The following is a 24,293-nucleotide window of genomic DNA, read 5'->3' as shown; positions in this document are numbered from 1 at the left end:
TATAAATGTCTCGTATTGGAAATAAACTTATCCAGGTACCTGCAGGAGTAACGGTTGATATCGCAGCAGATAATACTGTTACTGTAACAGGACCTAAAGGGACTTTAGTGAAACAATTTTCTCCCGTTATTACAATTGAAAAAGACGGAGAAACAATCACTGTAAAAAGAAGCAGTGAAGTTAAATCACATAAACAATTGCATGGTACAACAAGAGCGCTTTTAGCGAATATGATCGAAGGTGTCAGCGTTGGATTCAAAAAAGAATTACAAATCGTTGGTATCGGATATCGTGCTGCTATGCAAGGTAATAAATTAGTAATTAATATTGGATATTCTCATCCAGTAGAAATGATTCCTGAAGAAGGAGTAACAGTTGAAACTCCTAACCAAACAACAATCGTTGTTTCTGGAATCAATAAAGAAAGAGTTGGCGAAGTTGCCGCTCAGATCAGAGCCGTAAGAAAACCTGAACCTTATAAAGGAAAAGGGATTAAATACAAAGATGAAACTATTATCCGTAAAGAAGGTAAAACTGCTGGTAAGAAATAGTTAACTTAAGAAAGGAGTTACAATATTATGATTAAAAAGGTTTCACGTAATGATGTTAGATTAAAACGTCATGCTAGAGTTCGTAATAAAATTAGTGGAACTCCAGAATGCCCACGTTTAAACGTATTCCGTTCTAATTCTCACATTCATACACAAATCATTGATGATGTTAACGGTGTAACTTTAGTGTCTGCATCAAGTGTAGAAATGAAATTAGAAAACGGTGGAAATATTGAAGCCGCTAAAGCTGTTGGTGCTGAAATCGCTAAAAGAGCATTAGCTAAAAATATTGAAAAAGTAGTATTCGACCGTGGTGGATATGTATACCATGGACGTGTAAAAGCTGTTGCTGAAGCAGCTAGAGAAGTTGGGCTTAAATTCTAAAAGGAGGTAAAACATGGAACAACGTAGACAAAGAAATCCTAGAAACTCTAGAGGTCCTAAGAATCCAAGAAATCAAGAAAAAGAATTTGAAGAACGTGTTGTTACGATTAACCGTGTTACAAAAGTAGTTAAAGGTGGACGTAAATTCCGTTTTGCTGCTTTAGTAGTAATTGGAGATAAAAAAGGTCGTGTTGGGTTTGGTACAGGTAAAGCAAACGAAGTACCAGATGCAATCAGAAAAGCTTCTGAAGCTGCAAAACGTAACTTAATTAATGTACCTATTCTTCACGGAACAATTCCTCATGAAGCAACTGGAGTATATGGTTCTGGTAAAGTATTTATTAGACCGGCTGCTCAAGGTACTGGAATTATTGCCGGAGGACCTGTTCGTGCGGTTGTCGAATTGGCAGGATACACAGATATCTTATCTAAATGTATTGGATCAAGAACACCAATCAATATGGTTAGAGCGACTATGGAAGGTTTAGCCGGATTAAAAACAGTTAAACAAGTTTCTCAGTTAAGAGATAAAACTGAACAAGAAATATACGGATAGGAGGCGTAAATAATGGCCAAACAAGTGATGATTACGCTTGTAAAAAGTCCAATTGGGTCTTCTAAGAGCCAAAAAGACACTCTTAAAGCGTTAGGATGTACAAAAATTAGAAAATGTGTTACTAAAGAGGACAACGTGATGATTCAAGGAATGATCAAAAAAGTTGCTCATCTTGTAGAAGTTAAAGATATTTAATAGGAGGTGTCACAATGAAATTACATGAATTGCAATACACTGAAGGTGCTCGTAAATCTAGAAAACGTGTAGGTCGTGGAACAAGTTCAGGTACTGGTAAGACATCTGGTAGAGGACAAAAAGGTCAAGGTGCTCGTTCAGGTGGAGGTAAGAAACCTGGATTTGAAGGTGGACAAACTCCTTTATTCATGCGTCTTCCAAAACGTGGGTTTACTAACTTCACTAGAAAAGAATTCGCAATCGTTAATTTAGATTCATTAAATCAATTTGAAGATGGAACTGAAGTAACGCCAGAATTATTAATCGAAACTGGATTAGTTAAAAAAGAATTAGATGGTATTAAAGTATTAGGTAATGGTGAATTAGAAAAGAAATTAACTGTAAAAGCTAACAAGTTCTCTAAGTCTGCTATTGCCGCTATCGAAGCAGCAGGTGGAAAAACTGAGGTGATCTAATATGTTTACCTTCTTAAAAAAGATATTTCAAAAAGGTGAATTGAGACATAAGGTAATCTTTACGCTAGGGATGTTATTTGTCTTCCGTATCGGAAGTGCAGTAACTATCCCGGCGATCAATTCAGCGAAATTATCTTCCGGTTTAGAAACAACGGGAATCCTTGCTATCATGAATATGTTAGGCGGGGGTTCATTAGAAAGATTCTCCCTATTTTCATTAGGGGTTTCGCCGTATATTACGGCATCCATCATTATTGAATTATTATCAATGGACGTTATTCCGACTTTAACGCAGTGGCGTGAAGAAGGAGAAACGGGAAGAAAGAAAAAAGACAGAGTAACACGTTATGTAACAGTTATTCTAGCTGCGGTTCAAGCCTTCTCATTGACATATGCATTTGATAAGAGTTATGGAATTTTGAGAGAATCTACGCCGCTTTCATATGCCTATGTGGTTATCATCATGGTAGCCGGAGCTATGTTTGCAATGTGGATGGGTGATCAGATCACAAATAAAGGAATCGGAAATGGGGTTTCTTTATTGATCTTTACAGGAATTGTTTCAAACTTACCTACAAGCTTTATCACCGTCTTCAATACTTTAGTTGTTACGAACCAAGGCACTCAGAAATTAGTGATGGGTGCACTTAACTATGGCCTGTTCGTCCTACTCTACTTGCTGATTGTAGTATTTGTAGTGTATAACGAAGGCGCTAATAGGAAAATTCCAATTGTTTATGCGACGAATTCAAATCCAATGATGAGAACCAAAGATGGAACTCATATGCCAATCAAAATTAATACATCAGGAGTAATTCCGGTTATCTTTGCATCATCTGTTTTAGCGACACCGCTGACAGTTTCGCAATTAATTGGGAATACTAGTGTAAGTAATGTGATTCAAAAGATTTGTACGTATAATCAACCCGTACAATACCCAATCGGATTTGTTCTGTATTTGGTATTGATCGTTGCCTTTTCATTCTTCTATGCAAACCTGCAAATCGATGCAGAGAAGATATCAGGTGACTTAAGAAAGAACGGAGGATCTATTCCTGGTGTTCGTTCAGGAATCGAAACTCAAAACTATATTAAAAAAGTATTAAACCGAGTAACAGTTGTCGGATCGATCTTCTTACTGATTGTTGCGGTTATCCCAATTATGATTCCGGTTATTTGGAAAACAGTAGCCAATTCAGCCGTTACTTTATATGGTACCGGGTTAATTATCGTAACCGGTGTTGCCCTTGAAACAGTAAATCAGATTAAGACGCACTTGACTCGTAAAGAATACAGAGGCTACATTCGTAGATAACAATAATAGAAAAGAGGCATTACAATGAATATTATTTTAATGGGTCCTCCAGGTGCCGGAAAAGGAACTCAAGCTGAGAAATTAGTTGAGAAACTGGGACTTGTACAAATCTCAACCGGAGATATGTTTAGAGCTGCCATGAAAGAAAATACAGATGCTGGTGTAAGAGCTAAATCCTTTATGGATCAAGGGCTGTTAGTACCTGATGAAATTACTAATGATATCGTAAAAGAAAGACTTCTTCAAGGTAACTTTGGTAATGGATTTATCTTGGATGGTTATCCTCGTAATGTATTCCAGGCAGAATCTTTAGAAAAAATCTCTGAAGAGTTAAATATTAAAATTGACGCAGTAGTCAATATTGACGTTGATTTTGAAAAATTGATTGGCAGACTTTCTGGAAGAAGAATTTGCAGAAGCTGTGGGGCAACTTACAATCTTAAATTCAAACCTAGTAAAGTTGAAGGAGTTTGTGATAAATGTGGTGGCGAACTTTATCAGCGCAGCGACGAAGATGAAGAAACAGTGAAAACACGTTTAAACACTTACGTGGAACAAACTCAGCCTTTGATTGATTATTATACAAACAAAGGGGAACTGATCAATATCAATGGTGATCAAGCTATGGATGATGTCTTCAATGATATCAAAACTCAGTTGGAGAAATAGAATGATCATTACTAAAAATCAAAGAGAAATTGATCTCATGAGAGAAGCTGGTCGTATTGTTGCTTTGGTTCATCAAAAGATGGCAGAAGTGGTTCGACCAGGAATCACTACTTTAGAACTAAATGCTATTGCAGAAAAAATCATTTTAGATCATGGAGCTAAGCCTTCATTCAAGAACTATAATGGTTTTCCTGCAAGTATTTGTACTTCGATCAATGAACAGATCGTTCATGGAATTCCGAGTAAGTATGCTTTAAAAGAAGGAGATATCATCTCTATTGACGTTGGAGCCTGTTATAAGGGATATCATGGCGATAGTGCTTGGACTTATGCTGTTGGCAGCATCAGTGATGAGGCAAAGCGCGTGATGGAAGCGACAAAAGGTTCTTTATTTGCCGGTCTGGCAATGGTTAAGCCCGGTAATCGATTGTCTGATATTTCTCACGCTGTTGAAGTGTACTTAAATGAACATGGTTGTACAACTCCTTTAGAATATACTGGTCATGGGGTTGGAAGTGCATTGCATGAAGATCCGGCGGTGCCTAATTATGGTGCACCGGGACGCGGACCAAGGCTTGTTGAAGGAATGACCCTCGCTATTGAACCGATGGGTCATGGCGGAAAAGCAGATATTCATATACTAGAAGATCATTGGACTGCTATAACGGAGGATGGCTCTTTAGCAGCTCATTATGAACATTCCATCGTGGTTACAAAAGATGGATATGAAATTCTAACAAAACTTTAAGGTGAAGGAGCGATATTCAATGGCTAAATCAAAAGATAATGTAATTGAAGTTGAGGCAACCGTTATAGAAGTATTGCCAAATACGACTTTTAAGGTTGCTTTGGAAAATGGAGCTGTTATTGATGCTCACGTTTCTGGTAAAATCCGTATGAACTACATTCGTATTTTACCAGGGGATAGGGTAACAGTGGAAATATCTCCATATGATTTAACACGTGGGCGCATCACATTTAGACATAAATAAGTCTTCCAAAAGGAGGTAAATGAAGATGAAGGTAAGAACATCAGTTAAACCAATCTGTGATAAATGTAAAGTTATTAAACGTAAGGGAAAAGTCATGGTTATTTGTGAGAACCCTAAACATAAACAAAGACAAGGATAATTAGGAGGAAATAGTAAATGGCACGTATTGCAGGTGTAGATATACCACGTGAAAAGCGCGTTGTAATCTCATTAACATATATTTATGGAATTGGTAAGCCAAGAGCTCAGGAAATCTTAAAAACTGTTGGTATCAGTGAAGATGTCAGAGTTAAAGATTTAACTGAAGAAGAAGTTACAAAAATCAGAAAAGAAGTAGAAAATTTTAAAGTTGAAGGTGACCTTCGTAGAGAAACAGCATTAAACATCAAACGTTTAATGGAAATTGGTAGCTACCGTGGAATCCGTCATCGTAAAGGACTTCCTGTACGTGGGCAAAAAACTAAGACAAATGCTCGTACACGTAAAGGTAAGGCACGTCCAATTGCTGGAAAGAAGAAATAGTGAGGAGGTTGTACTAAATGGCAAAGACTAAAACAAGTACACGTACTAAAAAACGTGTTAAGAAAAATATTGCAAAAGGTGTAGCACATGTGCATTCAACTTTTAATAACACCATCATTACCATTGCAGATGAACATGGTAACGTATTAACTTGGTCTAGTGCTGGAGCATTAGGATTCAAGGGATCAAGAAAATCTACTCCATTCGCAGCGCAAATGGCAGCTGAAGCAGCAGCTAAAGCTTCAATGGATCAAGGAATGAAAACTGTTGAAGTAAACGTAAAAGGTCCTGGACCTGGACGTGAAGCAGCAGTTCGTGCTTTACAAGCAGCTGGATTAGAAGTATCAGCTATCAATGATGTAACACCAATTCCACATAACGGATGTCGTCCACCAAAACGTCCTCGTGGATAATAACTAAATTCCAAAGAGGAGGGAAAAGGCATGCAGAAATTTGAAAAAGCAAACTTTAATATCCAAGAATATGATGAGTCAGCAAATTATGGAAAGTTTGTCATCGAACCTCTAGAAAGAGGATTCGGTACGACTTTAGGGAATTCATTAAGACGTGTATTATTATCATCTCTTCCTGGGTCAGCTGTAAACTCAATTAAAGTTCAAGGAGCAATCCATGAATTCTCAGCAGTTGATGGGGTAGTTGAAGATGTGACAACGATTATCCTTAATTTAAAACAATTAGTTTTTGATATTGATAAGGAAGATGAACAGGTCACTATGGTCATTGATGTACAAGGACCTGCTACAGTAACTGCAGCAGATATCCAATGTCCGTCAAATGTAAGAATGATTAGTAATGATTTAGTTATCTGCCACGTAGCAGAAGGAGCTAATTTTTACATGGAGATGTACGCGAAGAAAGATCGTGGATACATTAGTTCAGATATTAATAAAAAGTCGATTAATCAAATTGGAATTATTCCAACTGACTCTATTTACTCTCCAATTGAAAAGGTATCTTACTCTGTTGAACCAACACGTGTAGGACAAAGTGCTAAATATGATCAGTTAATGATGGAAGTCACTACAAATGGATCTATCAAACCTCATGAAGCACTAGCATTAGCGGCAAAGATTTTAGTTGAACATTTGAATTTATTTGTTGAATTAAATGATATGGCGGTTAATATGGAAATCATGTCAGAAGCTACTACTGATTCTACTAACAAAGTATTAGATATGACAATTGAAGAATTAGATCTATCTGTTCGTTCTTATAACTGTTTAAAACGTGCAGGCATTCAAACTGTACAAGAATTAGCAGATAAGAGTGAAGATGATATGATCAAAGTTAGAAACTTAGGTAAGAAATCTCTTAAAGAGGTAAAAGAAAAATTACATGAATTAGGATTAGGTTTTAAACCGGTTGAATAATTCTAGATAGGAAGGAGCGCTAATTAATGGCTAGAAATAGAAAATTAGGACGTACATCTGCTCAAAGAAAATCTATGTTACGTAATCTTGCTACTGAAGTAATTATGTACGGGCAGATCGAAACGACTGAAACAAGAGCTAAAGAAGTTCGTTCTGTTGTTGATGAATTGATTACTTTAGGAAAACGTGGAGATTTGCATGCAAGAAGACAAGCAGCAGCTGTGCTTCGTAACATCAAAGATGAAGATTCATCTATGAATGCAGTTCAAAAGTTATTTGATGAAATTGCACCTAAATATGCAGACGTGAACGGAGGATACACTCGTATCTTAAAAACTCACAATCGTAAAGGTGACAATGCTCCAATGGCAATCATCACTTTAGCATAACAATCAAGGAGGGTAGACCTCCTTTTTTTAATGTCTTGACAGATGTCTTGATTAACACTACAATAAATACAGTGTATTTTTCAAATAGAAAAATAAGGAGGAACTATGACCAAAAGTATCGAGATTAAAAACTTGTTTTTTGAATATGATGAAAACTTAAATACGATCGATGATGTTTCTTTTGATGTAGAAAACGGAAGCTATACAGTCATTTTAGGTCATAACGGGAGCGGTAAGAGTACAATCGCGAAATTGATCATTGGACTGTTGGAAGCAAAAAGCGGTAAGATCGTTGTTGATGGTATTGAGTTAAATGATGAGAATGTATATAAAGTCAGGGAAAGAGTAGGAATCGTTTTTCAAAATCCGGATAATCAATTTATCGGTGCTACTGTTCGCGATGATATTGCCTTTGGTTTAGAAAATCGCTGTGTCCCACAAACAGAAATGGATGGGATTATTAATAAGTATGCCAAAAAAGTAGATATGATTGATTTCCTTGACCATGAGCCGACAAAATTATCGGGCGGACAGAAGCAGCGCGTGGCAATAGCCGGTATTTTAGCCATGTCTCCGGACATTATTATTTTGGATGAAGCGACCAGTATGTTAGATCCAAAAGGACGCCGAGAAATTAATGCACTGGTAAAAGAATTGAACGAAGAAACGAACATGACTGTCATTTCTATCAGCCATGATATCGAAGAGGCCGTCAATGCCGACCGTGTGGTTGTCTTAAACAACGGAAAAGTAGTGAAAGACGGAACACCGGAAGACATATTAACAGATGAAGCATTAATGTATTCCTTGGAACTTGATGTTCCGTTTGCTTATAAAGTATCAAAAAAGCTTGCTGAAAACGGCATTGAAGTAGGAAAGAATCTTAAAGAAAAGGAGTTGATTGAGAAGTTATGTCTATTAAATTTGAACAAGTAAGCCATACATATTCAAAGAATACTCCTTTTCAATATATAGCTTTAAAGGATGTTGATTTAGCGATTGAAAAAGGATCGTTTACGGCAATCATCGGGCATACCGGAAGCGGAAAATCTACTTTGATACAGCATATCAATGGATTAATTTTACCTACTTCGGGAATCGTCACTGTTAATGATTTTGTGGTAGATGCCAATAACTTACCTAAAGTATTGCGTCCATTGCGTCAGATGGCGGGACTAGTGTTCCAATTCCCGGAATATCAGTTGTTTGAGGACAGTGTAGAAAAAGATATTATTTTTGGTCCTAAAAACTTTGGCGTAGATGAAGAAACGGCTAAGCAAAAAGCTAAAGAAGCTTTAGCCATGGTCAAAATGGATGAAAGTTATTTAGAAAAGTCTCCTTTTGATCTTTCTGGCGGACAGAAACGCCGCATTGCGATTGCAGGGATTTTAGTAATGGAACCCGATATTCTTGTGTTAGATGAACCTACTGCCGGTTTAGATCCTCAAGGTGCTAAAGAAATGATGGAACTGTTTAAAGCGTTAAATGATCAAGGGAAAACAGTCATTATTGTTACACATGATATGAATCAAGTTCTGAACTATTGTGATCATGCGGTTGTCATGAATAAGGGAGAAATTATCAAAACAGGAACAGTAGAGGAAATCTTTAAAGATCCGGAGTATTTGGAAACATTAAGTATTGATTTACCGATTATGACACATTTTATTCATGAATTAAATAAAAATGGATTTCATATTGATCCATCTATAAAAGATTTAGATACTTTGATTAAAGCGATAGGAGGTAAATAAATGGGAAACATGACGTTAGGAAAATATTTACCGTTTGATTCGTTTATTCATCGCCTAGATCCCCGCATGAAGATTGTCAGCCTATTATTCTTACTGATTAGTGTTTTCTTTGATGCAGGATTTATCGGATACGGGATTATTGGATTATTTGTTTGTTTGGTAGTCGTATTATCAAAAATTAAAATTACGTATATCCTTAAATCATTAAAACCAATGATCTTTATGATGTCCTTTTTAATGATTTTAAATGTATTTATGATACAAAAAGGAACTGTATTATTCAGTATAGGCCCCCTAGCAATCTATTCAGGAGGTTTAATTCAAACCGCCTATATTCTGATTCGTTTAGTATTAATCGTTGCTTTAACGACTGTTTTGACTGCAACGACAAAACCGTTGGATCTTACTTTAGGATTAGAGCATCTCTTTAATCCACTAAGAAAAATCGGATTTCCGGCACACGAAGTATCTATGATGATTTCAATTGCTTTGCGTTTTATTCCAACCTTATTAGAAGAAACAGAAAGAATCATGAAAGCACAGGCAAGCCGAGGGGTTGATTTCAAAGAAGGTTCATTAAAAGATAAAGTAAAAGCTATTGTTTCATTGATTGTTCCTTTATTTATTTCCGCATTTCAGCGAGCCGAAGACTTAGCCAATGCAATGGAAAGCCGAGGTTATAATCCAGACGGCAAACGAACAAAATATAAAGTATTAAAATGGCGTATGAGCGATACATTAAGTTTATTGACAACAGTAGTGATGTGTGTTGGAATCATTGTAATGAGCGTGATCTAAGATGCCGAGAATTAAATGTATAGTCAGTTACGACGGATCGAAATTCTATGGATTTCAGGTTCAGGATAAACAAAGGACAATTCAAGGAGAAATTCAGAAAGCTCTTCATAATATTACCCGGGAAAACATTATTATCCATGCTTCGGGAAGAACCGACGCAAAAGTTCATGCCAGAAAGCAAGTCTTCCATTTTGATTCAGAAAAAGAATTGCCCGATGAGAGATGGAAGATGGCACTGAATCATTTTTTACCAAATGATATCTATATCCATGAAGCCCATCAAGTAAGTCAAGAGTTTCATTCTCGCTATAGTGCAGTGGGGAAAGAGTATCGCTATTATCTAAATACAAATGAATATTCTGTTTTTGATACTCATTATATCTATCAGTATAATCGTCCTTTAGATGTAGGACTAATGAATGACGCCGCAAAAATTTTTGTAGGTGAGCATGATTTTGCCTCATATTGTGTCAGTGATCAACACGGAACAACCGTACGTACGATTTATCAGTTTGATGTGACAGAGAAAGAAGGCATTGTAGAATTTATTGTCAGTGGAAATGGCTTTAGACGCTATATGGTGCGTCATTTAGTAGGGGCTTTAATTCAGATTGGAGCTCATCGTTTTACCGTAGAAGAAGCTAAAAAGCGATTGGAAAGCTGCGGCGAAAAACATATTTTATTTAAAGCAAAGCCACAAGGGCTATATTTATGTCAAGTAAATTATGAGGAAGATGAAAATGGCGCTTAATCATACAGGAACGATCGAATTAATATCGGATCGTCTCTGCCTGCGTCCTTTTTCTTTGGAGGACACATTTGCTTTTCATGAATATATCACCAGTAATAATAAGGTAAGACGCTATTTTCTGATTCCTTATCATCAAGATATTTTTGAAACAAAAAAGATGATGACACAGATGATTAAAGCCTATCGCTCTAAGACATATAACTGGGCTGTTACTTTAAAAGAGGGAAACGAATGGATCGGTCTGATCCGCCTCTTTGATGTCAATGATGATCATGCTTCTGCCGAGATCGGTTACGCTCTTTCTCCTCATCATTGGAATAACGGATATATGAGTGAAGCTATCTCTACCGTTTTAAATCATTTGTTTGTTACGGTGGGGTATCAAAGGCTAACGGCAGATTGCATGAGTGAAAATCAGGCAAGCTGTCGTGTACTTGAAAAGAATGGAATGCAGTTGATCGGAAAAACAATGAACGGAATCTTTTGGCAGGAATGCAGTCATGATGTTTTGCATTATTCCTTATCAAGAGATACTTATTTAACAAAATAGTATGGGCAATCAAAAATATTACTACCTTAAATAATGATGTGACATTATCGGGATTAAATGATAACTAATTATTTTTTCTATCCCTAAAAGAAGAAGTCTACTAATGGGTTCATAAAGAATGACAGAGTGGCTTTTTAATAGTTAAATAGATAAAATATTTTATTTTAATCTATTGACATTCAAAATACGAAAAAGTATAATGAATACTGGCACTGTTATGCCTAGTAGCCCCGGAAACTACAGGAGGAATTTACAATGCGACAAACAACAATGGCGAAGGAATCAACAATTGAACGTAAATGGTTCGTAGTTGACGCTGAAGGACTTACTTTAGGACGTTTAGCTTCTGAAGTAGCAACAGTATTAAGAGGAAAACACAAACCAACTTATACACCACATGTGGATACAGGTGATTATGTAATTATTATTAATGCTGAAAAAGTAGTAATGACTGGTAAGAAATTAGATAAAGTAAAATATTACAGTCACTCAGGATGGTTAGGTGGTTTAAAAGTTAAAACTGCCAGAACTTTCCAAACTAAAAACCCTACTGGATTCGTGGAAGCAGCTGTTAAAGGGATGTTGCCACATAATACATTAGGTAGACAACAAGGTATGAAATTATTTGTTTATACAGGTAATACTCATCCACATGCAGCTCAAAAACCTGAAGAATTGAAAATTAAAGGATAAGAAGGAGGAAGACTATGGCAATCGTACAATATAGAGGAACTGGAAGAAGAAAATCATCTGTAGCTCGTGTCATTTTAAGACCGGGTACAGGGAACTTCACAATCAACGGAAGAGGCGCTAAAGAATATTTAAACAATTCTGACGTCTTAACAATGGTAATCAACCAACCATTAGAATTAACAGCTACTAAAGATAAATTCGACGTAATTGTTAATGTATATGGTGGGGGATACACTGGCCAAGCTGGTGCTATCCGTCATGGTGTTGCAAGAGCTTTATTGGAAGCTGGTTCTGATTACAGACCTGCATTAAAAGCAGCTGGATTCTTAACTCGTGATGCCCGTGCTAAAGAACGTAAGAAATACGGACTTAAAGCAGCTAGACGTGCTCCTCAATTCTCTAAGAGATAGTATCATCAGGTTAAATACAAATATAAAGAACTGCAAATCTTGGAAAGTCCCATTTTTATGGGACTTTTTTGTTTCAAAGAGATTAAAATAGACATGAATGTTGCTGTTGAAAAGACTTATTTTGAATAAAACTTGTATAGGTATTGTAATTATAAAAGTTTAATGATAACATATGTTTAAACATATAAACGTTATATATGAAAGGGGAATATATGAGTCAAAGAACAATGCTTTATATGAAAAAGTGTGTTCCTATCTTTTCAATGTTACAAGATGAAAGAAGACAAGAAATTACTCAACTGCTATTTGAGAATAAAGAATTAAGTGTCTCATCTTTAACGGAAAAACTATCACTTTCCCGTCCGGCTGTATCTCATCATCTCAAACTTTTATTGGACGCTGATTTAGTTACTGTACGCCAAGAGGGAAAAGAACGATATTATCGTTTAAATCTAAAACCAGCATTAGAGCTTCTAAAAGAATTAACACGATCTATTGAAACAGATATAGAACAAGTAATGTGATTGCATCTCTTCTAAGAGATGTAATTTTACAAATTAAATGTTTATATGTTTAAACTTATAATAACGAGGTGGCAACATGTACTATTCAGAACAAAATAATTGGGAAAAAATAATGAATTATCTTCCTAAAGAGCATCATTTAAAAGAGAAGGATCTACCTAAAGAGGAACTATGGCAGTGGCATCAAAATTATGTGCACTTGGATATATTTAGAAATCCAACAGCAAAGGCAAAGATTATTTTATTTCACGGTGTAGGAACAAATGGACGACAAATGAGTACGATTATAGGGGGACCATTAGCTAAAGCCGGCTATGAAATTATTGCTGTAGACATGCCATTATATGGAATGACGAAAGTAAGGCAGAAGGCTGCAGTAAGCTATGAGGACTGGGTACAATTAGGCAGTGATTATATTGATTATGAGTTATCGAAAGATAACCGACCGATTTTTCTTTATGGTTTATCTGCTGGAGGTATGGAGACCTATCATATTGCATGTAAAAATAAAAAAGTACATGGAATTATTGGAATGACATTCCTTGATCAAAGAAATCAACAAGTACGTAACGAAACAACAAATAATCGTTTTTGGGCATATTTGGGAACTCCGTTAGCCAGATTGTCTGTAAAATTAGGTATGGGAAAATTTAGAATGAAAATGTCTGTATGTTCTAAGATGACGGCATTATGCAATAACAAAGATTGTTTGAAAGAAATGTTATCAGATCAAACATCTGCAGGAAACAGTGTGCCAATGAAATTTATTTATACTTATATGACATATAAACCGGAAATAGAAGCAGAAGAATTTGCAGTATGCCCCATATTGTTAACACAACCGGAAAAAGATAGATGGACACCTCTTCATCTTAGCCAATTGTTTTTAAATAAAGTTAAATATGTTCCGGTAACAATAAAAGTTTTGAAGGATGGAAGTCATTACCCAATTGAAAAACAAGCGCTTAAACAACTGCAAAAATATATCATTGAATTTATTGAGAGAAATAAATAAAAATGATTTATGGATCATCTGTGATATATAGTCGGAACTGATTAACGAATCATTGATTATTTTTATGTTGAAATGAAGTTTTTTATTTACTTTTAATTCTTGAAATAAAATATATTAAAAAAACACATCTTATAGAGGATGTGTTTTTTGTTTGGATTCATATTGTATAAGGACAGAAGTATAAAAGATACCTTCTTTCCATTCGAAACGTGCTGTACCATGATAACGCTCGGCAATATCTTTCATGGACGATGTACCTATTCCCAAATCTTTATGCTTTGATGATAATGGGATACCATTATTGAATAAGACAGGAGTACTGCAAGTATTATCAGCCAAGATCAGCAATTCTGAGTTGCCATGTCGTTTTATTCTTAATTTAATGAATGCTTGATTCGTTGTTTCTTGTTGGCAGGCATCTACTGCATTTTCTAACATATTTCCTAACAAAACAGTAATGTCAGTTTCGGATATAGCAGAGGTATCAGGATAATCTATTTTGACATCAAAGTGAATATGATGCGTTCTTGCTGCAGAGGCATAGTAACAGACGATTGCATTCACTACATCATTTCGGCAATAGAGCTCCACGACATCAGCTGGCAGTTCATTTCTATATAGATCAATATAATTTTTCAAACCATACTTATCATCTTTTTCAAGATAAGACTGAACGAGTGTCAAATGTTGGCGCAGATCGTGACGAGCTCTGTGCATGTCCTCCATGTGTTTTGCAAGACTGTCAAATTGTTTCTTTTGCATTTGTATGCTTTGGTCTGCATACTTCAGTGATTCTTCTAACTGCGTTCGATTCTTTGAAATCTTCAGTACTTTTAATGCGACATAAGATACATAGCAGGTGCCTAACAGCATGAGATAGCGTGATACTAAGAACTGCCATGAAGCATAAGCATAAATATCATCATTGAAACAATACAGCATGCCAAACAAGGAAGAAAACAGTGGAATCTTCCAAAAGCAGCGCCACATGGTCTCATCTTGAATTTTCATCGCATCCGCAATCGTATGGCTAAAAAAGCGGAACATGAAAGGACAAGTCAATAAATAGACAATTATACGAACAAAGTTATATATCAGATATGGATGCTGCTTTGAGAAATTCCAAAAGAATCGACTTTCAATAAAATTGGCGTTTCCATAAACGAAGAATGACCATGAAAACATCAGCAGGTAAGTAAACATTAGCTTAGGAAAGCTCTCTTTTATCAATGTAAAGGACAACGCCAGGTTGATTAACATAAATCCGTAACGCATAACCGTTGTCCACTGCATCGCTATTGCATATCCACCCATATTGATAAAATAGAAACAAATACTGTTGAGAGCCGCGACAGACAGTATGAGAATAAGGACGTATCTCATGGGAATACGTAATTTATCTTTAAACATAAGATAACGGGGTAAAGCGAAGGGAATGAAGTCAAGATATGGAAATAAGACAATCATCAATGTATCCATCATAGCAGTTCCTCCTCTCTTGCTTTTTGAAACAAATAAGTATGGTAGCCATTTTCTATCTTTTTCCTCTCTCTTTTAGAAAAAAGAATCCGATCACCTGATGTTAGTACGAAGCACAGTTCATCAAGCCGCTCAACATGATCGAGATTAACAAGGCATCCTTTATAGCAGGGCAAAAACTGTGGATAATCCAAAAGCATATCAGCTACTTCTGCAAAACGCGTACGACAGCGTAGATTACCACGTTCTTGGGTATGGATATGAACATAATGTCCTGATACATCGCACCAGAGTATTTCACGTAAAAGAATTTTTTCATTTTGAATACATATGAAACGAGCATTGCGTAATTTTTCTATTCCCAATAACAACAATGTATGTTCAAAAGCTTCATAGGAGAACGGTTTTAATAAATAGCCGCTCGCTCTAACTTGATAGCTGTCAATGGCGTGTTCTTTGCTGGTGGTTATAAATACCAGTGTTACTAGCTGATCGATTTCACGTATCTTTTTGGCTGTATCAATTCCAGATAGTGACTGCATGTATTGGTCGATAAATATTAGATCATAGGCATCTTTTCTAAATGCCGACAGGAAATTTTCACCGCAAGAGAACTCTTTGGTACAGAGGGATTCCATCGCATAATGCTGTTTGAAGAAACGATGCAGGCAGGATTGAATGTCACTTCTGCATTCTGCTAAATCATCAATAATAGCAATGTTCATGTTTGATCCCTCCTTATTTGCAAACATAAAAATAATATATCAATTTTATTCTACATGAAAAAACTGTTCAAAACAATGCAGTTTAATGCCAAAACCTGCAAGTTTCTGCCAATGCATTGTAGTTTTGATGAGATTTGATAAGGTAAAAATAGGAAAGGTGTTGCACAAATTGTCATGTGAAAAAAGAACTCATTTGATTTATAAGTAAAAATATTTTATATATTCTGCTAAGATAGAATGTTCGTTTCATATGAGCAGGACTACACAGTTAATTTTAATAAAATTATATTAGTATTACGAGAATTATAAGTTCTAAAAAAGGAGAGAAGATAATATGAAGAACAAAAAGAATTTGAGAATTGCTGTTGCAATGGTGGGAATATTAGGTATAAGCATTATGTCACCTATCACAATCCATGCACAAGAAGATGAGAAAGTAAAGATAGAAAATGTAATTTCAATTTTTAAAGGCTTGGAAAGTATTGCCAATCAAAGCACAGATATTGAAATTAATGCAATAAATTTTCCTGATGATATTTTCAGAAAGTATATTGAAGATAATTTTGATACAGACACGGATGGTAAATTATCCGCTGAAGAAATTGAGAATGCAAAAGAGATTGCATTTTTTGCGGATGAGTTAAAGAATATCGAAAGTTTAACGGGTATTTCTTACTTTACAAATTTAGAGATGTTATATTGTGCAGGTACAAAAATTGAAAGTCTGGATGTCAGTAATAATAAAAAATTAAGGGTTCTTCAATGCCAATCCATCCCGACGCTTACCTCATTGATAATAGGGGAAAATTTAAATTTAAAAAAATTATATTGTTATGCCGATATTAATCTTGACAATTTGGATATTAGCCAAAATCCTGGTTTGGAAATGTTACTTTGCGACACCACCGGAATTAAAACACTTAATCTTGAAAATAATCCAAATTTAAACTATTTAAATTGCCACTATGTTCAGTTAACTTCTTTGGACGTCAGTAAAAATTTAAACTTAGAAACCCTAGCTTGCGGTTACAGCAATTTACAGGGGCTTGATGTAAGTAAGAATACATTATTGACGCAATTACAAGTTCAAGAGACCCCTTTTGCTTGGATCAATATAGGCGTTAATGATAATTTGTGGAAATTTCTAAAAACAGATGCGGATATTACAATCCCAGTGACAGAAGATACTTTCAATATAACAGAAGTGTTTAAGGGGATAGATGTGAATAGGATCAATAATATAAAAGGTGGAACTTTAGATAAAACCAGCGGAACAATGAGTGGATATAAAATAGGGGAGTCTATTATATATGAGTATGATTGCGGACAATCCAAAAATGGAATTGAAATACAGAATGTTACCTTAAATTTAACAAAAGGGATAAGTACGATTGAATTTGCAGGTAGTTTGGACCGAGAATACACAGGTATACCGATTTCAACGCCTATTATCAATAAGGCGGGAAGTAGTGGAATTGTCACATTTACGTATGAAGTATGGAATGGCAGTTCGTGGGAAGATTACCTTGATATTCCAAAAAATGCAGGGAAATACAGAGTAAAGGCAGATTTAGCAGGAGATGATAGATATCAAGGTGCAAGTACAAAACAAACCGAGTTTATCATTTCACAGGCAGTAAATAATTGGGTAAATCCTCCCACAATTACAGGGTGGACATACGATGAACAGGCAAACCTCCCTTTAGCATCCGCCAAATTTGGTGATGTGACATTTTGCTATAGTGATTTAAAGGATGGTATATATACGAATAAAGTACCGACAGAAGCCGGAACATGGTATATGAAAGCCTTTGCTGCAGAAACAGATAATTATAAGGGATTAGAGGAAATTGTGCCTTTTATGATCGCACCAAAGAATATTGAAAATAGTGATATCAAAGTTTCCGATATTAAAAATGACAAGGATATTGAAAATCTCATTGTTATGGAGGGAAACAAAGAACTTAAAAAAGAGATTGACTATCTAGTGGATCAAAAACAGGATAATAATAAGACTATAGTCACTATCACGTTCATGGGGAATTATATTGGAACCATTACAAGAAGTTTTCCAATCGAATCCATTCACCAAGCAAATCCGGATCAGAAACCTACGCATGGTGTGCCAACCGGGGATAACAGCCCAACAGCTATATTGGTAACGATGGGAATGCTGTCTGTGAGCGGTGTATTATTTCTGATGAGAAAGAAAAAATATAAAGGAGATTTAAACTAACAGGATAAGTTGTAAGTTCAGATGAATAGGAAAGCGATCGTTTATGAAAAAGGAGGCAAAAAGAAAAGCCCATAAAAGGGCTAGTGATAAAGAGATTGCCCTGTCAAATATCAAAGTGTGAAACACGACATCATGTCCTAACAGGGGGAAGCATACCACGTCTTTTAGGCGTGGTTATGATTTATTAGTGTTATTGGGGAGTTCATTGATTTCTTTATATGCTGGGAAACTTAAATAAAACTTTGTTCCTTTCCCTATTTCGCTTTCTAAGTAAGCATAGCCATGACATAAATCGCATACATGATTGACTAAACTTAAGCCAATGCCATAGCCATCGGATTTCAACTTGCGAATTCGGTAATTCATATTAAAGATTTGTTCTTTTTCAGATGCAGGAATCCCTACCCCATGATCTTCGACCATCACGATTACACTGCCTCTTTTATTTTGGATACTGATTTCTATGGATTTGCCATTTCCATATTTAATCGCATTATCCACAAGATTGCTGATTGCTCTTTGAATCCATCTTTTTTTTCCGAGAATCTCAGTGTGATCTTCTTCTTCTAAAGTGAACTTGAGTAAGGGATAACTTTTGGAATAGGCATCATATACTTCAGCACAGATCAAAGCAACATCAATCACATTAGTTGCCTCATCGTTATGTTCACCTAAAGTGAGGATGTCATTGATACAGTCCGTGATATTATCTAATTGGGATAAATACTGTGTCTGATGATCGACTTCTAAACGCATTCGGAGAGTAGCAATCGCATTTTTTTGTTCATGAGAGAGATAATAATTTAAACGCTTATAATCGTTTAAATAACTCTCAAAACGCTCTTGAAGACGTTGATATACTTTTTTTAAATCATTATCTGGAATGGATATTGCTTCTTCAATCGATTCAAGATTTAATATGATTTCTTTCACTTCTTTTTTATTTAAGTTATGCAGATAAAACCATAAAAAATAGGTAGCAATCAAAGCAGTAGTGAATAAAACGATAAAAAATGAGATTTGAAATGTTGAAAAACTGAAACGAAAACTTTGAATGACATCATCAAACCTAATTGGGTTATCTGCCTGAGGTTGTGTTAATACAGTATCTTGCCGTACTTCATAATGATCAAATTGATCTTTCATAGTTTGGAGTGATTGGTTTTGATAATATAGAGTGCCGGTGATGAAAATAGTAATTAAGAACGCAGCATATAATAGAATCGCAATAGTTTGTTTTATTCGTTTTCCTTGCATGCGATATAATACCCGATTCCTCTTCTTGTCATCAGAATGTCACGATCTGTAACTTCCCTTAGCTTTTTTCTTAATTTAATCATATGCACACGTAAGACAGAAGACTGAGGGTCTAATTCATCATAAATATGTTCGGCAATTTCCTCAGCGCTGACAGTTCTGGGGTGTTTTTGTGCAATATATTCCAAAATATCAAATTCTTTTACAGATAGTTTTACCATTTTTCCATTAATCGTTGCTGTTCGATTCATAGGATCAATCATTAAGTCATCAATTTGAATAACGGGTTGGCTTCTTCCATGAAAGCGTCGGATTAATGTTTGAATTCGGGCATGCAATTCATTCAAATGAAATGGCTTCACTAAATAATCATCAGCACCTAAATTTAATCCTTTTACCTTTTCTTCCACATGATCTCTGGCACTGATAATCAGTACCGGTGTTTCTATTCCATTATTTCTTAAAAAGTGCAGGACATCCAATCCATCTTTTCCGGGAAGATTTAAGTCCAACAGGATGCAGTCATAGAGATTCACAAAAGCTTTCTCTTCTCCATCATTTCCGTCATAAGCAATATCTACTTGATAGCCATATTCTTCTAATCCTTTTTTCACTGAGTCGGCAAGTTCTTTATTATCTTCAATCAGCAGTAGTTTCATGAATAATCCCTCCTTTATTACTACAATATCATACTTGGAATAGTTTTAATTGCTTTCTGATAATATTTTTGATGGTTCATAACGGGTTACAAACAAAACTCCGCTCAAACTGGAAATGAAGACTAAACCTAAAGAAGCCAAGGCTATGTCAGAAAATTCTTTTGAACCAAATTGGACATGTTCTATAAGTTGCTTTTGTTCTTCACTTTCTTTAACTTGTGTTGCAATGACGGCAGATGACAGCGGCTTTTGAGACACTTTCGCAACGCCTAATCCAATACCTAGGCATATACAGACAATCATGATACTTTCTATTAATAAACTTAAAGCAATCTTCACTTTTTTCATTCCCATTGCTCGAAGAACGCCGATTTCATATTTACGTTCTCTAATCGTCATTAATGATAATAAAAGCAGGATAATACTTCCGCTTATAAATACCCCGATCATGACTTTGTTTGCAATACCGGCTATTTTTTCAATAGGAGCTATCATCACCTTGTATGAATCCTCGTCTGTAGTGACATTATAATAGTCCGGCAACCCTTTTGCTTTTAATTCTGCTTTAAAGTTTTCCAGCATATCCGGATTTTTTAGAGACATCTTTGCCTCAATATTGCCATAAGTTTTAAAGATTTCAGAATCAATAATGGTATTAAAATTTGTATAAATATCATTGCCTGAATAAAACAATGAACTGCTGGATTGAGTTTGTTGTGATAATGATTTATCTTCATAAATCCCGGTAATCTTTAACTGGATCGGCATGGGCTGATTTGCAATATTACTGATTACCGTGATCGTATCATTTAGGCTTAATGAATTTAATTCTGCAAATTCTGTACTTATTATACACTCATTTGCGTTTTGGGATGAAGAACCCTGTATGATTTTTTTCAATCCTTTTGTGAAATCCTCATTAATCATCGGATCACTTGTTCCTTTTACGTAGGCTTTGGCTAATAAAGTACCATTGGATGAAACACTTCCTGAGTCGTTTAATACCTTTAATCCTTCAGGAATAATCGCAATTTTTGCGGAATAGACCTTAGATTGAATATATTCTGAATCAGAAAAGGACAACAGTGTCTCTGCACTTAAGGTATCCTGGGCATCTTGTTTATTAGACAGATTGGTGAGGGTGACTTCTGAACCAAATTTCTCTTTATAATAACGTATTGCTTGTGCGGAAGTCATATTAATTATCATACATGCAGAAGCAGTTAAAATAATAGAAAAAATGATAATGCCAAAAAGCAGATTTCTGCTTTTATTACGTACTAGATTTTTTAATGCATGGGTTATTATATACATAACTGTTCCTCATATAGTGTAATGAACATAGTCATGATGTTTTATTACTCCTTTCTTTCTATCAAATAATTTTTATACATTCAAATAACGGAATATTTACCGTCTTTCTATCCTTTCGATTCTCTTACAAAGGATAATTGACCCGCAGATAGGGCATATAAATCATCTACATAACTGGCAGCACCTTTTGAATGTGTTACGATAATGACACATTTGTTTTCTTCATGTGCTAAATTTTTTAAAATTTCCATGATATTCGCTTCTGTATCGGAATCTAAATTTCCTGTCGGTTCATCGGCAATGATGACATCGGGATCATGAGAGAGTGCTCGGGCAATCCCAACACGCTGTTGTTCTCCACCAGAAAGTTTTAATACTTTTCGCATAGCTTTTTCTTTATCGATCCCAACTTTTTCTAACAGTTTCAGAGCATATTCCTTTTTATTGGAGATCTTTTTCCCACTGATATCAATAGATAAGAGAATATTATCTAAAACGGTGGCATTTGTCAGTAAATTATAACCTTGAAAAATAACTCCGATTTTTTTGGCACGATACTCATCTCGATCGATCTTTGCCATATCTTGACCATTATAAATGATATTTCCTTCCTTACATTTATCTAAACCGGATAATAAAGATAATAGTGTACTTTTTCCGGCACCTGATTTTCCAATAATTCCATATAGAATGCCACTTTCAAAGGCGATATTGATTTTCTTTAATACTTTTTTATTGCTGCCTGCGTAGGCATAGCTGACATTTTCTAATCTTAATAGGCTCATAAACTAATTCCTTTCTGATAATATTTGCATTGGCTCAAATTTTGTAATATACATGACGCCGGTCGCACTGGAGATAATGGCCAATGAACTGGCAAATACAATAATTTGTGATAGGGCTGAACTGTTTAAATTGGTATCAATTTCATCAATCGGTACAGTCACGATAGTAGAACCGGTGACATATTTTGAACCTATTTCATGGTTGGAATTGCTTTTTAACTCTTCTACTTGTGAAGATAATACGGTATTGGCAATTGGTTTACTGCTGAGGTTTGCGGCGAACAGGCCCAGGGTCAGTGAAATCGCGGTAATGATAAACATTTCACTTATTAAAGATAGCGACACTCTGCTTTTCTTCATTCCTATAGCACGTAAAACCCCGATCTCATACTTTCTTTCTCTAATCGCAATATTTGAAAGTATAATGAGTACAATTGAACCAAATATAAATAAAGCAATTGTAAATGTTTTAGTAATATTACCTAATCCTTCTAATGGGGCAACCATTTTTTGATAAGTACTGCTGTCTGCAATTAATTCAAAATATTGAGGAAGTCCTTTTTGTTGGAATTCTTTTTGCAGTTTATCTAAATCGTTAGGATCTTTTAATTTAAAGGTAGCCGCAATAACCGCTAAATCAGATTCAAATAATTTGCTGGATTCAGCAGTTTCCATACTCATGAAAATCTCATTTCCACGATTTGTTAAGGCTGATTTGAACTCTACATTTTCATCGACAGGAGCATGATCTTCATAAATACCACTAATGTTAGCTTTTATTTCCGATACGATTTTTCCATCATATGGAGATGAGACACGTATTGTGACGCTGTCCCCTACGCCTAAATTCGCGTGTTTTGATAAATTTTGTGAGATAATAATATCATTGACGTTCTGATAAAGCGTGCCTTCGATAATTTTTCTTAAACCTTTAGAGAACTCTTCATTGATTTCATTTTGATTGCTTGCGATAATAAAACTGTTTACTCTATAGCCGTTATCATTTGAAGATCCACCCATTCCATCAGAAGCCGCACCCTTTCCGGAATTAAGATCACTGTCCAGTGTATTTATTCCAACTAGTGAAGCTGCGATTTTTGCGGAAATCTGAGATCCTTTTAATAGACTTGAATCTGCATAACTACGCATATCTGCAAGAGAAGGCAGGTGATAGTCATCTAAGTTTGCCGGCATTTTCTCATTGTTTCTAGCCATGACCACTTCTGCACCAAACTGTTCCTTGTAATAGGCGATTGTAGAGTTGGCAGAGGTGTTGATAATCACCGATATAGCGATAGTAAAAATTAACAGGAAAAGGATAGCACCCATAATAAGGTTTCTTCCTTTGTTTCTGCCGATATTTTTCAATGTGTTTTTTAATATATACATGGTCATCTCTCCTTTGCTTATTGAACGATATCTTTCATTGTATCATTGTAGTCTTTACCGTCACCTAACTCACCGGTATTTCCCTTTGCCGGAGGTTTTGAAGAAGAATTCCCTCCTGGATTTGATGGTGTATTTTGACTGGGGTTAGAATAGTTTTCTGTTTTGGGTTTTGATCCGTTGGACTGTGCATCTGTACAGCCAACTAAAATACTGCCTATAAACATAATAGCGAATATTGATTTTGCTAATTTCATTTTTATCATTCCTTTCTTTTATGCGAATATATCTTATCAAATGCAACGTTAAATTAAAGTTAATGGAGAATACTTAAAAGGACATGAATAGACTATCTCCCACTGACTTATCTGCTTTATTATGGCAATTATGGTGACTTAACCGTTTTATTTATTGTGCTTTATAAAGTTTTATTTTAAAAATATTTTTGTGCGTAAATACTATAGACAGACAACTGCTTTAAAAAATGAAAATGAAACAGATGTGTTAAAATAATAATGAATAGGGCGTCTATAGGAGG

Annotated in this window: 32 protein-coding genes; 24 read left to right on the top strand and 8 right to left on the bottom strand. The window is 35.4% G+C overall.

Annotation, left to right across the window (positions count from 1 at the left end; translation table 11 throughout):
- Nucleotides 1-5: 5 nt before the first annotated feature.
- The 23 genes from rplF to BN1225_RS10825 all read left to right on the top strand — a co-directional run bounded on the left by rplF (nucleotide 6) and on the right by BN1225_RS10825 (nucleotide 13,914).
- Nucleotides 6-551 carry a 50S ribosomal protein L6 gene (gene rplF, locus BN1225_RS10935; RefSeq protein ID WP_041139863.1) on the top strand — a complete coding sequence of 182 codons (546 nt, stop codon included), beginning with the start codon at nucleotides 6-8 and terminating at the stop codon, nucleotides 549-551.
- A gap of 27 nt (nucleotides 552-578) precedes the next feature.
- A complete protein-coding gene (gene rplR, locus BN1225_RS10930; RefSeq protein WP_041139862.1) occupies nucleotides 579-935 on the top strand; it encodes a 50S ribosomal protein L18 in 357 nt (118 codons plus the stop codon).
- Between the two features lie 13 nt (nucleotides 936-948).
- Nucleotides 949-1,491, top strand: coding sequence for a 30S ribosomal protein S5 (gene rpsE / locus BN1225_RS10925; protein WP_041139861.1), 543 nt, complete (start codon nucleotides 949-951; stop codon nucleotides 1,489-1,491).
- A gap of 12 nt (nucleotides 1,492-1,503) precedes the next feature.
- Nucleotides 1,504-1,686: a 50S ribosomal protein L30 gene (gene rpmD, locus BN1225_RS10920; RefSeq protein WP_041139860.1), complete on the top strand. Its 183-nt coding sequence runs from the start codon at nucleotides 1,504-1,506 to the stop codon at nucleotides 1,684-1,686.
- A 14-nt stretch (nucleotides 1,687-1,700) separates the two neighbouring features.
- Nucleotides 1,701-2,141: a 50S ribosomal protein L15 gene (rplO, locus tag BN1225_RS10915; protein WP_041139859.1), complete on the top strand. Its 441-nt coding sequence runs from the start codon at nucleotides 1,701-1,703 to the stop codon at nucleotides 2,139-2,141.
- Between the two features lies 1 nt (nucleotide 2,142).
- A complete protein-coding gene (gene secY, locus BN1225_RS10910) occupies nucleotides 2,143-3,456 on the top strand; it encodes a preprotein translocase subunit SecY (RefSeq protein ID WP_041139858.1) in 1,314 nt (437 codons plus the stop codon).
- A 24-nt stretch (nucleotides 3,457-3,480) separates the two neighbouring features.
- The gene (locus tag BN1225_RS10905) at nucleotides 3,481-4,125 is read left to right on the top strand and encodes an adenylate kinase (protein WP_041139857.1); all 645 of its coding nucleotides are present in this window, start codon (nucleotides 3,481-3,483) and stop codon (nucleotides 4,123-4,125) included.
- A 1-nt stretch (nucleotide 4,126) separates the two neighbouring features.
- The gene (gene map, locus BN1225_RS10900) at nucleotides 4,127-4,873 is read left to right on the top strand and encodes a type I methionyl aminopeptidase (RefSeq protein ID WP_041139856.1); all 747 of its coding nucleotides are present in this window, start codon (nucleotides 4,127-4,129) and stop codon (nucleotides 4,871-4,873) included.
- A 19-nt stretch (nucleotides 4,874-4,892) separates the two neighbouring features.
- Nucleotides 4,893-5,117 (top strand): translation initiation factor IF-1, encoded by a 225-nt coding sequence (gene infA / locus BN1225_RS10895; RefSeq protein WP_041139855.1) that lies wholly within the window; start codon nucleotides 4,893-4,895, stop codon nucleotides 5,115-5,117.
- 25 nt (nucleotides 5,118-5,142) lie between these two features.
- Nucleotides 5,143-5,256 carry a 50S ribosomal protein L36 gene (rpmJ, locus tag BN1225_RS10890; RefSeq protein WP_041139854.1) on the top strand — a complete coding sequence of 38 codons (114 nt, stop codon included), beginning with the start codon at nucleotides 5,143-5,145 and terminating at the stop codon, nucleotides 5,254-5,256.
- Between the two features lie 17 nt (nucleotides 5,257-5,273).
- A complete protein-coding gene (gene rpsM / locus BN1225_RS10885; protein WP_041139853.1) occupies nucleotides 5,274-5,639 on the top strand; it encodes a 30S ribosomal protein S13 in 366 nt (121 codons plus the stop codon).
- A 17-nt stretch (nucleotides 5,640-5,656) separates the two neighbouring features.
- Nucleotides 5,657-6,052: a 30S ribosomal protein S11 gene (rpsK, locus tag BN1225_RS10880; RefSeq protein ID WP_041139852.1), complete on the top strand. Its 396-nt coding sequence runs from the start codon at nucleotides 5,657-5,659 to the stop codon at nucleotides 6,050-6,052.
- A gap of 30 nt (nucleotides 6,053-6,082) precedes the next feature.
- The gene (locus tag BN1225_RS10875) at nucleotides 6,083-7,030 is read left to right on the top strand and encodes a DNA-directed RNA polymerase subunit alpha (protein ID WP_041139851.1); all 948 of its coding nucleotides are present in this window, start codon (nucleotides 6,083-6,085) and stop codon (nucleotides 7,028-7,030) included.
- A gap of 26 nt (nucleotides 7,031-7,056) precedes the next feature.
- Entirely contained in the window at nucleotides 7,057-7,419 is a 363-nt protein-coding gene (gene rplQ / locus BN1225_RS10870) for a 50S ribosomal protein L17 (protein WP_041139850.1), read from the top strand.
- 105 nt (nucleotides 7,420-7,524) lie between these two features.
- Nucleotides 7,525-8,355 carry an energy-coupling factor transporter ATPase gene (locus BN1225_RS10865; protein WP_041139849.1) on the top strand — a complete coding sequence of 277 codons (831 nt, stop codon included), beginning with the start codon at nucleotides 7,525-7,527 and terminating at the stop codon, nucleotides 8,353-8,355.
- Nucleotides 8,331-9,173, top strand: a complete 843-nt coding sequence (locus BN1225_RS10860) for an energy-coupling factor transporter ATPase (RefSeq protein WP_041139848.1) — start codon at nucleotides 8,331-8,333, stop codon at nucleotides 9,171-9,173. Before BN1225_RS10865 ends, BN1225_RS10860 begins: the two co-directional genes overlap by 25 nt.
- A complete protein-coding gene (locus BN1225_RS10855; RefSeq protein WP_041139847.1) occupies nucleotides 9,174-9,971 on the top strand; it encodes an energy-coupling factor transporter transmembrane component T family protein in 798 nt (265 codons plus the stop codon).
- 1 nt (nucleotide 9,972) lies between these two features.
- Nucleotides 9,973-10,722 (top strand): tRNA pseudouridine(38-40) synthase TruA, encoded by a 750-nt coding sequence (truA, locus tag BN1225_RS10850; RefSeq protein WP_041139846.1) that lies wholly within the window; start codon nucleotides 9,973-9,975, stop codon nucleotides 10,720-10,722.
- The gene (locus tag BN1225_RS10845; protein WP_187117556.1) at nucleotides 10,706-11,272 is read left to right on the top strand and encodes a GNAT family N-acetyltransferase; all 567 of its coding nucleotides are present in this window, start codon (nucleotides 10,706-10,708) and stop codon (nucleotides 11,270-11,272) included. The genes truA and BN1225_RS10845 overlap by 17 nt, the downstream gene beginning before the upstream one ends.
- Before the next feature lie 255 nt (nucleotides 11,273-11,527).
- The gene (gene rplM, locus BN1225_RS10840; RefSeq protein WP_041139844.1) at nucleotides 11,528-11,965 is read left to right on the top strand and encodes a 50S ribosomal protein L13; all 438 of its coding nucleotides are present in this window, start codon (nucleotides 11,528-11,530) and stop codon (nucleotides 11,963-11,965) included.
- Nucleotides 11,966-11,979: 14 nt separating this feature from the next.
- Nucleotides 11,980-12,375 (top strand): 30S ribosomal protein S9, encoded by a 396-nt coding sequence (gene rpsI / locus BN1225_RS10835; protein ID WP_041139843.1) that lies wholly within the window; start codon nucleotides 11,980-11,982, stop codon nucleotides 12,373-12,375.
- A 212-nt stretch (nucleotides 12,376-12,587) separates the two neighbouring features.
- Nucleotides 12,588-12,899, top strand: coding sequence for an ArsR/SmtB family transcription factor (locus tag BN1225_RS10830; protein WP_041139842.1), 312 nt, complete (start codon nucleotides 12,588-12,590; stop codon nucleotides 12,897-12,899).
- Between the two features lie 76 nt (nucleotides 12,900-12,975).
- Complete coding sequence (locus tag BN1225_RS10825) at nucleotides 12,976-13,914, top strand: alpha/beta hydrolase (RefSeq protein ID WP_041139841.1); 939 nt, start codon at nucleotides 12,976-12,978, stop codon at nucleotides 13,912-13,914.
- A gap of 129 nt (nucleotides 13,915-14,043) precedes the next feature.
- Here BN1225_RS10825 and BN1225_RS10820 read toward each other — a convergent pair whose 3' ends face one another.
- Both BN1225_RS10820 and BN1225_RS10815 read right to left on the bottom strand, forming a co-directional pair.
- A complete protein-coding gene (locus BN1225_RS10820) occupies nucleotides 14,044-15,396 on the bottom strand; it encodes an ATP-binding protein (RefSeq protein ID WP_041139840.1) in 1,353 nt (450 codons plus the stop codon).
- Complete coding sequence (locus BN1225_RS10815) at nucleotides 15,393-16,118, bottom strand: LytR/AlgR family response regulator transcription factor (RefSeq protein WP_041139839.1); 726 nt, start codon at nucleotides 16,116-16,118, stop codon at nucleotides 15,393-15,395. Before BN1225_RS10815 ends, BN1225_RS10820 begins: the two co-directional genes overlap by 4 nt.
- 334 nt (nucleotides 16,119-16,452) lie before the next feature.
- On the opposite strand from BN1225_RS10815, the gene BN1225_RS10810 reads away from it, so the two are divergent.
- On the top strand, nucleotides 16,453-18,354 hold the full coding sequence (locus BN1225_RS10810) for a leucine-rich repeat domain-containing protein (RefSeq protein WP_041139838.1): 1,902 nt from the start codon (nucleotides 16,453-16,455) through the stop codon (nucleotides 18,352-18,354).
- Nucleotides 18,355-18,528: 174 nt separating this feature from the next.
- On the opposite strand, the gene BN1225_RS10805 is transcribed toward BN1225_RS10810, so the two are convergent.
- The 6 genes from BN1225_RS10805 to BN1225_RS10780 all read right to left on the bottom strand — a co-directional run bounded on the left by BN1225_RS10805 (nucleotide 18,529) and on the right by BN1225_RS10780 (nucleotide 24,012).
- A complete protein-coding gene (locus tag BN1225_RS10805) occupies nucleotides 18,529-19,500 on the bottom strand; it encodes a sensor histidine kinase (RefSeq protein ID WP_187117555.1) in 972 nt (323 codons plus the stop codon).
- Nucleotides 19,501-19,592: 92 nt separating this feature from the next.
- The gene (locus BN1225_RS10800) at nucleotides 19,593-20,270 is read right to left on the bottom strand and encodes a response regulator transcription factor (protein WP_041139837.1); all 678 of its coding nucleotides are present in this window, start codon (nucleotides 20,268-20,270) and stop codon (nucleotides 19,593-19,595) included.
- Nucleotides 20,271-20,315: 45 nt separating this feature from the next.
- Nucleotides 20,316-21,584: an ABC transporter permease gene (locus BN1225_RS10795; protein ID WP_041139836.1), complete on the bottom strand. Its 1,269-nt coding sequence runs from the start codon at nucleotides 21,582-21,584 to the stop codon at nucleotides 20,316-20,318.
- Nucleotides 21,585-21,691: 107 nt separating this feature from the next.
- On the bottom strand, nucleotides 21,692-22,369 hold the full coding sequence (locus BN1225_RS10790; protein WP_041139835.1) for an ATP-binding cassette domain-containing protein: 678 nt from the start codon (nucleotides 22,367-22,369) through the stop codon (nucleotides 21,692-21,694).
- A 3-nt stretch (nucleotides 22,370-22,372) separates the two neighbouring features.
- On the bottom strand, nucleotides 22,373-23,758 hold the full coding sequence (locus BN1225_RS10785) for an ABC transporter permease (RefSeq protein ID WP_041139834.1): 1,386 nt from the start codon (nucleotides 23,756-23,758) through the stop codon (nucleotides 22,373-22,375).
- A gap of 17 nt (nucleotides 23,759-23,775) precedes the next feature.
- Entirely contained in the window at nucleotides 23,776-24,012 is a 237-nt protein-coding gene (locus tag BN1225_RS10780; RefSeq protein ID WP_041139833.1) for a hypothetical protein, read from the bottom strand.
- Between the last annotated feature and the right edge of the window lie 281 nt (nucleotides 24,013-24,293).

The organism is Beduini massiliensis (assembly GCF_000829905.1).
GTDB lineage: Bacteria > Bacillota_I > Bacilli_A > Erysipelotrichales > Coprobacillaceae > Beduini > Beduini massiliensis.
The sequence above is the reverse complement of the archived record's forward strand: the minus strand, read 5'-3'. Positions and strand labels throughout refer to the sequence as shown.

Coding starts and splice junctions, on each gene's coding strand:
- rpsK (WP_041139852.1), top strand. CDS start 5,657: ATGGCAAAGACTAAAACAAGTACACGTACTAAAAAACGTGTTAAGAAA.
- BN1225_RS10820 (WP_041139840.1), bottom strand. CDS start 15,396: ATGATGGATACATTGATGATTGTCTTATTTCCATATCTTGACTTCATT.
- infA (WP_041139855.1), top strand. CDS start 4,893: ATGGCTAAATCAAAAGATAATGTAATTGAAGTTGAGGCAACCGTTATA.
- rplF (WP_041139863.1), top strand. CDS start 6: ATGTCTCGTATTGGAAATAAACTTATCCAGGTACCTGCAGGAGTAACG.
- secY (WP_041139858.1), top strand. CDS start 2,143: ATGTTTACCTTCTTAAAAAAGATATTTCAAAAAGGTGAATTGAGACAT.
- BN1225_RS10800 (WP_041139837.1), bottom strand. CDS start 20,270: ATGAAACTACTGCTGATTGAAGATAATAAAGAACTTGCCGACTCAGTG.
- BN1225_RS10865 (WP_041139849.1), top strand. CDS start 7,525: ATGACCAAAAGTATCGAGATTAAAAACTTGTTTTTTGAATATGATGAA.
- BN1225_RS10905 (WP_041139857.1), top strand. CDS start 3,481: ATGAATATTATTTTAATGGGTCCTCCAGGTGCCGGAAAAGGAACTCAA.
- BN1225_RS10815 (WP_041139839.1), bottom strand. CDS start 16,118: ATGAACATTGCTATTATTGATGATTTAGCAGAATGCAGAAGTGACATT.
- map (WP_041139856.1), top strand. CDS start 4,127: ATGATCATTACTAAAAATCAAAGAGAAATTGATCTCATGAGAGAAGCT.
- BN1225_RS10805 (WP_187117555.1), bottom strand. CDS start 19,500: ATGAAAGATCAATTTGATCATTATGAAGTACGGCAAGATACTGTATTA.
- BN1225_RS10795 (WP_041139836.1), bottom strand. CDS start 21,584: ATGTATATAATAACCCATGCATTAAAAAATCTAGTACGTAATAAAAGC.
- BN1225_RS10830 (WP_041139842.1), top strand. CDS start 12,588: ATGAGTCAAAGAACAATGCTTTATATGAAAAAGTGTGTTCCTATCTTT.
- rpsI (WP_041139843.1), top strand. CDS start 11,980: ATGGCAATCGTACAATATAGAGGAACTGGAAGAAGAAAATCATCTGTA.
- rplQ (WP_041139850.1), top strand. CDS start 7,057: ATGGCTAGAAATAGAAAATTAGGACGTACATCTGCTCAAAGAAAATCT.
- BN1225_RS10780 (WP_041139833.1), bottom strand. CDS start 24,012: ATGAAATTAGCAAAATCAATATTCGCTATTATGTTTATAGGCAGTATT.
- BN1225_RS10875 (WP_041139851.1), top strand. CDS start 6,083: ATGCAGAAATTTGAAAAAGCAAACTTTAATATCCAAGAATATGATGAG.
- BN1225_RS10845 (WP_187117556.1), top strand. CDS start 10,706: ATGAAAATGGCGCTTAATCATACAGGAACGATCGAATTAATATCGGAT.
- rpmJ (WP_041139854.1), top strand. CDS start 5,143: ATGAAGGTAAGAACATCAGTTAAACCAATCTGTGATAAATGTAAAGTT.
- rplR (WP_041139862.1), top strand. CDS start 579: ATGATTAAAAAGGTTTCACGTAATGATGTTAGATTAAAACGTCATGCT.
- rpmD (WP_041139860.1), top strand. CDS start 1,504: ATGGCCAAACAAGTGATGATTACGCTTGTAAAAAGTCCAATTGGGTCT.
- BN1225_RS10825 (WP_041139841.1), top strand. CDS start 12,976: ATGTACTATTCAGAACAAAATAATTGGGAAAAAATAATGAATTATCTT.
- rplO (WP_041139859.1), top strand. CDS start 1,701: ATGAAATTACATGAATTGCAATACACTGAAGGTGCTCGTAAATCTAGA.
- rplM (WP_041139844.1), top strand. CDS start 11,528: ATGCGACAAACAACAATGGCGAAGGAATCAACAATTGAACGTAAATGG.
- truA (WP_041139846.1), top strand. CDS start 9,973: ATGCCGAGAATTAAATGTATAGTCAGTTACGACGGATCGAAATTCTAT.
- rpsM (WP_041139853.1), top strand. CDS start 5,274: ATGGCACGTATTGCAGGTGTAGATATACCACGTGAAAAGCGCGTTGTA.
- rpsE (WP_041139861.1), top strand. CDS start 949: ATGGAACAACGTAGACAAAGAAATCCTAGAAACTCTAGAGGTCCTAAG.
- BN1225_RS10810 (WP_041139838.1), top strand. CDS start 16,453: ATGAAGAACAAAAAGAATTTGAGAATTGCTGTTGCAATGGTGGGAATA.
- BN1225_RS10790 (WP_041139835.1), bottom strand. CDS start 22,369: ATGAGCCTATTAAGATTAGAAAATGTCAGCTATGCCTACGCAGGCAGC.
- BN1225_RS10855 (WP_041139847.1), top strand. CDS start 9,174: ATGGGAAACATGACGTTAGGAAAATATTTACCGTTTGATTCGTTTATT.
- BN1225_RS10785 (WP_041139834.1), bottom strand. CDS start 23,758: ATGTATATATTAAAAAACACATTGAAAAATATCGGCAGAAACAAAGGA.
- BN1225_RS10860 (WP_041139848.1), top strand. CDS start 8,331: ATGTCTATTAAATTTGAACAAGTAAGCCATACATATTCAAAGAATACT.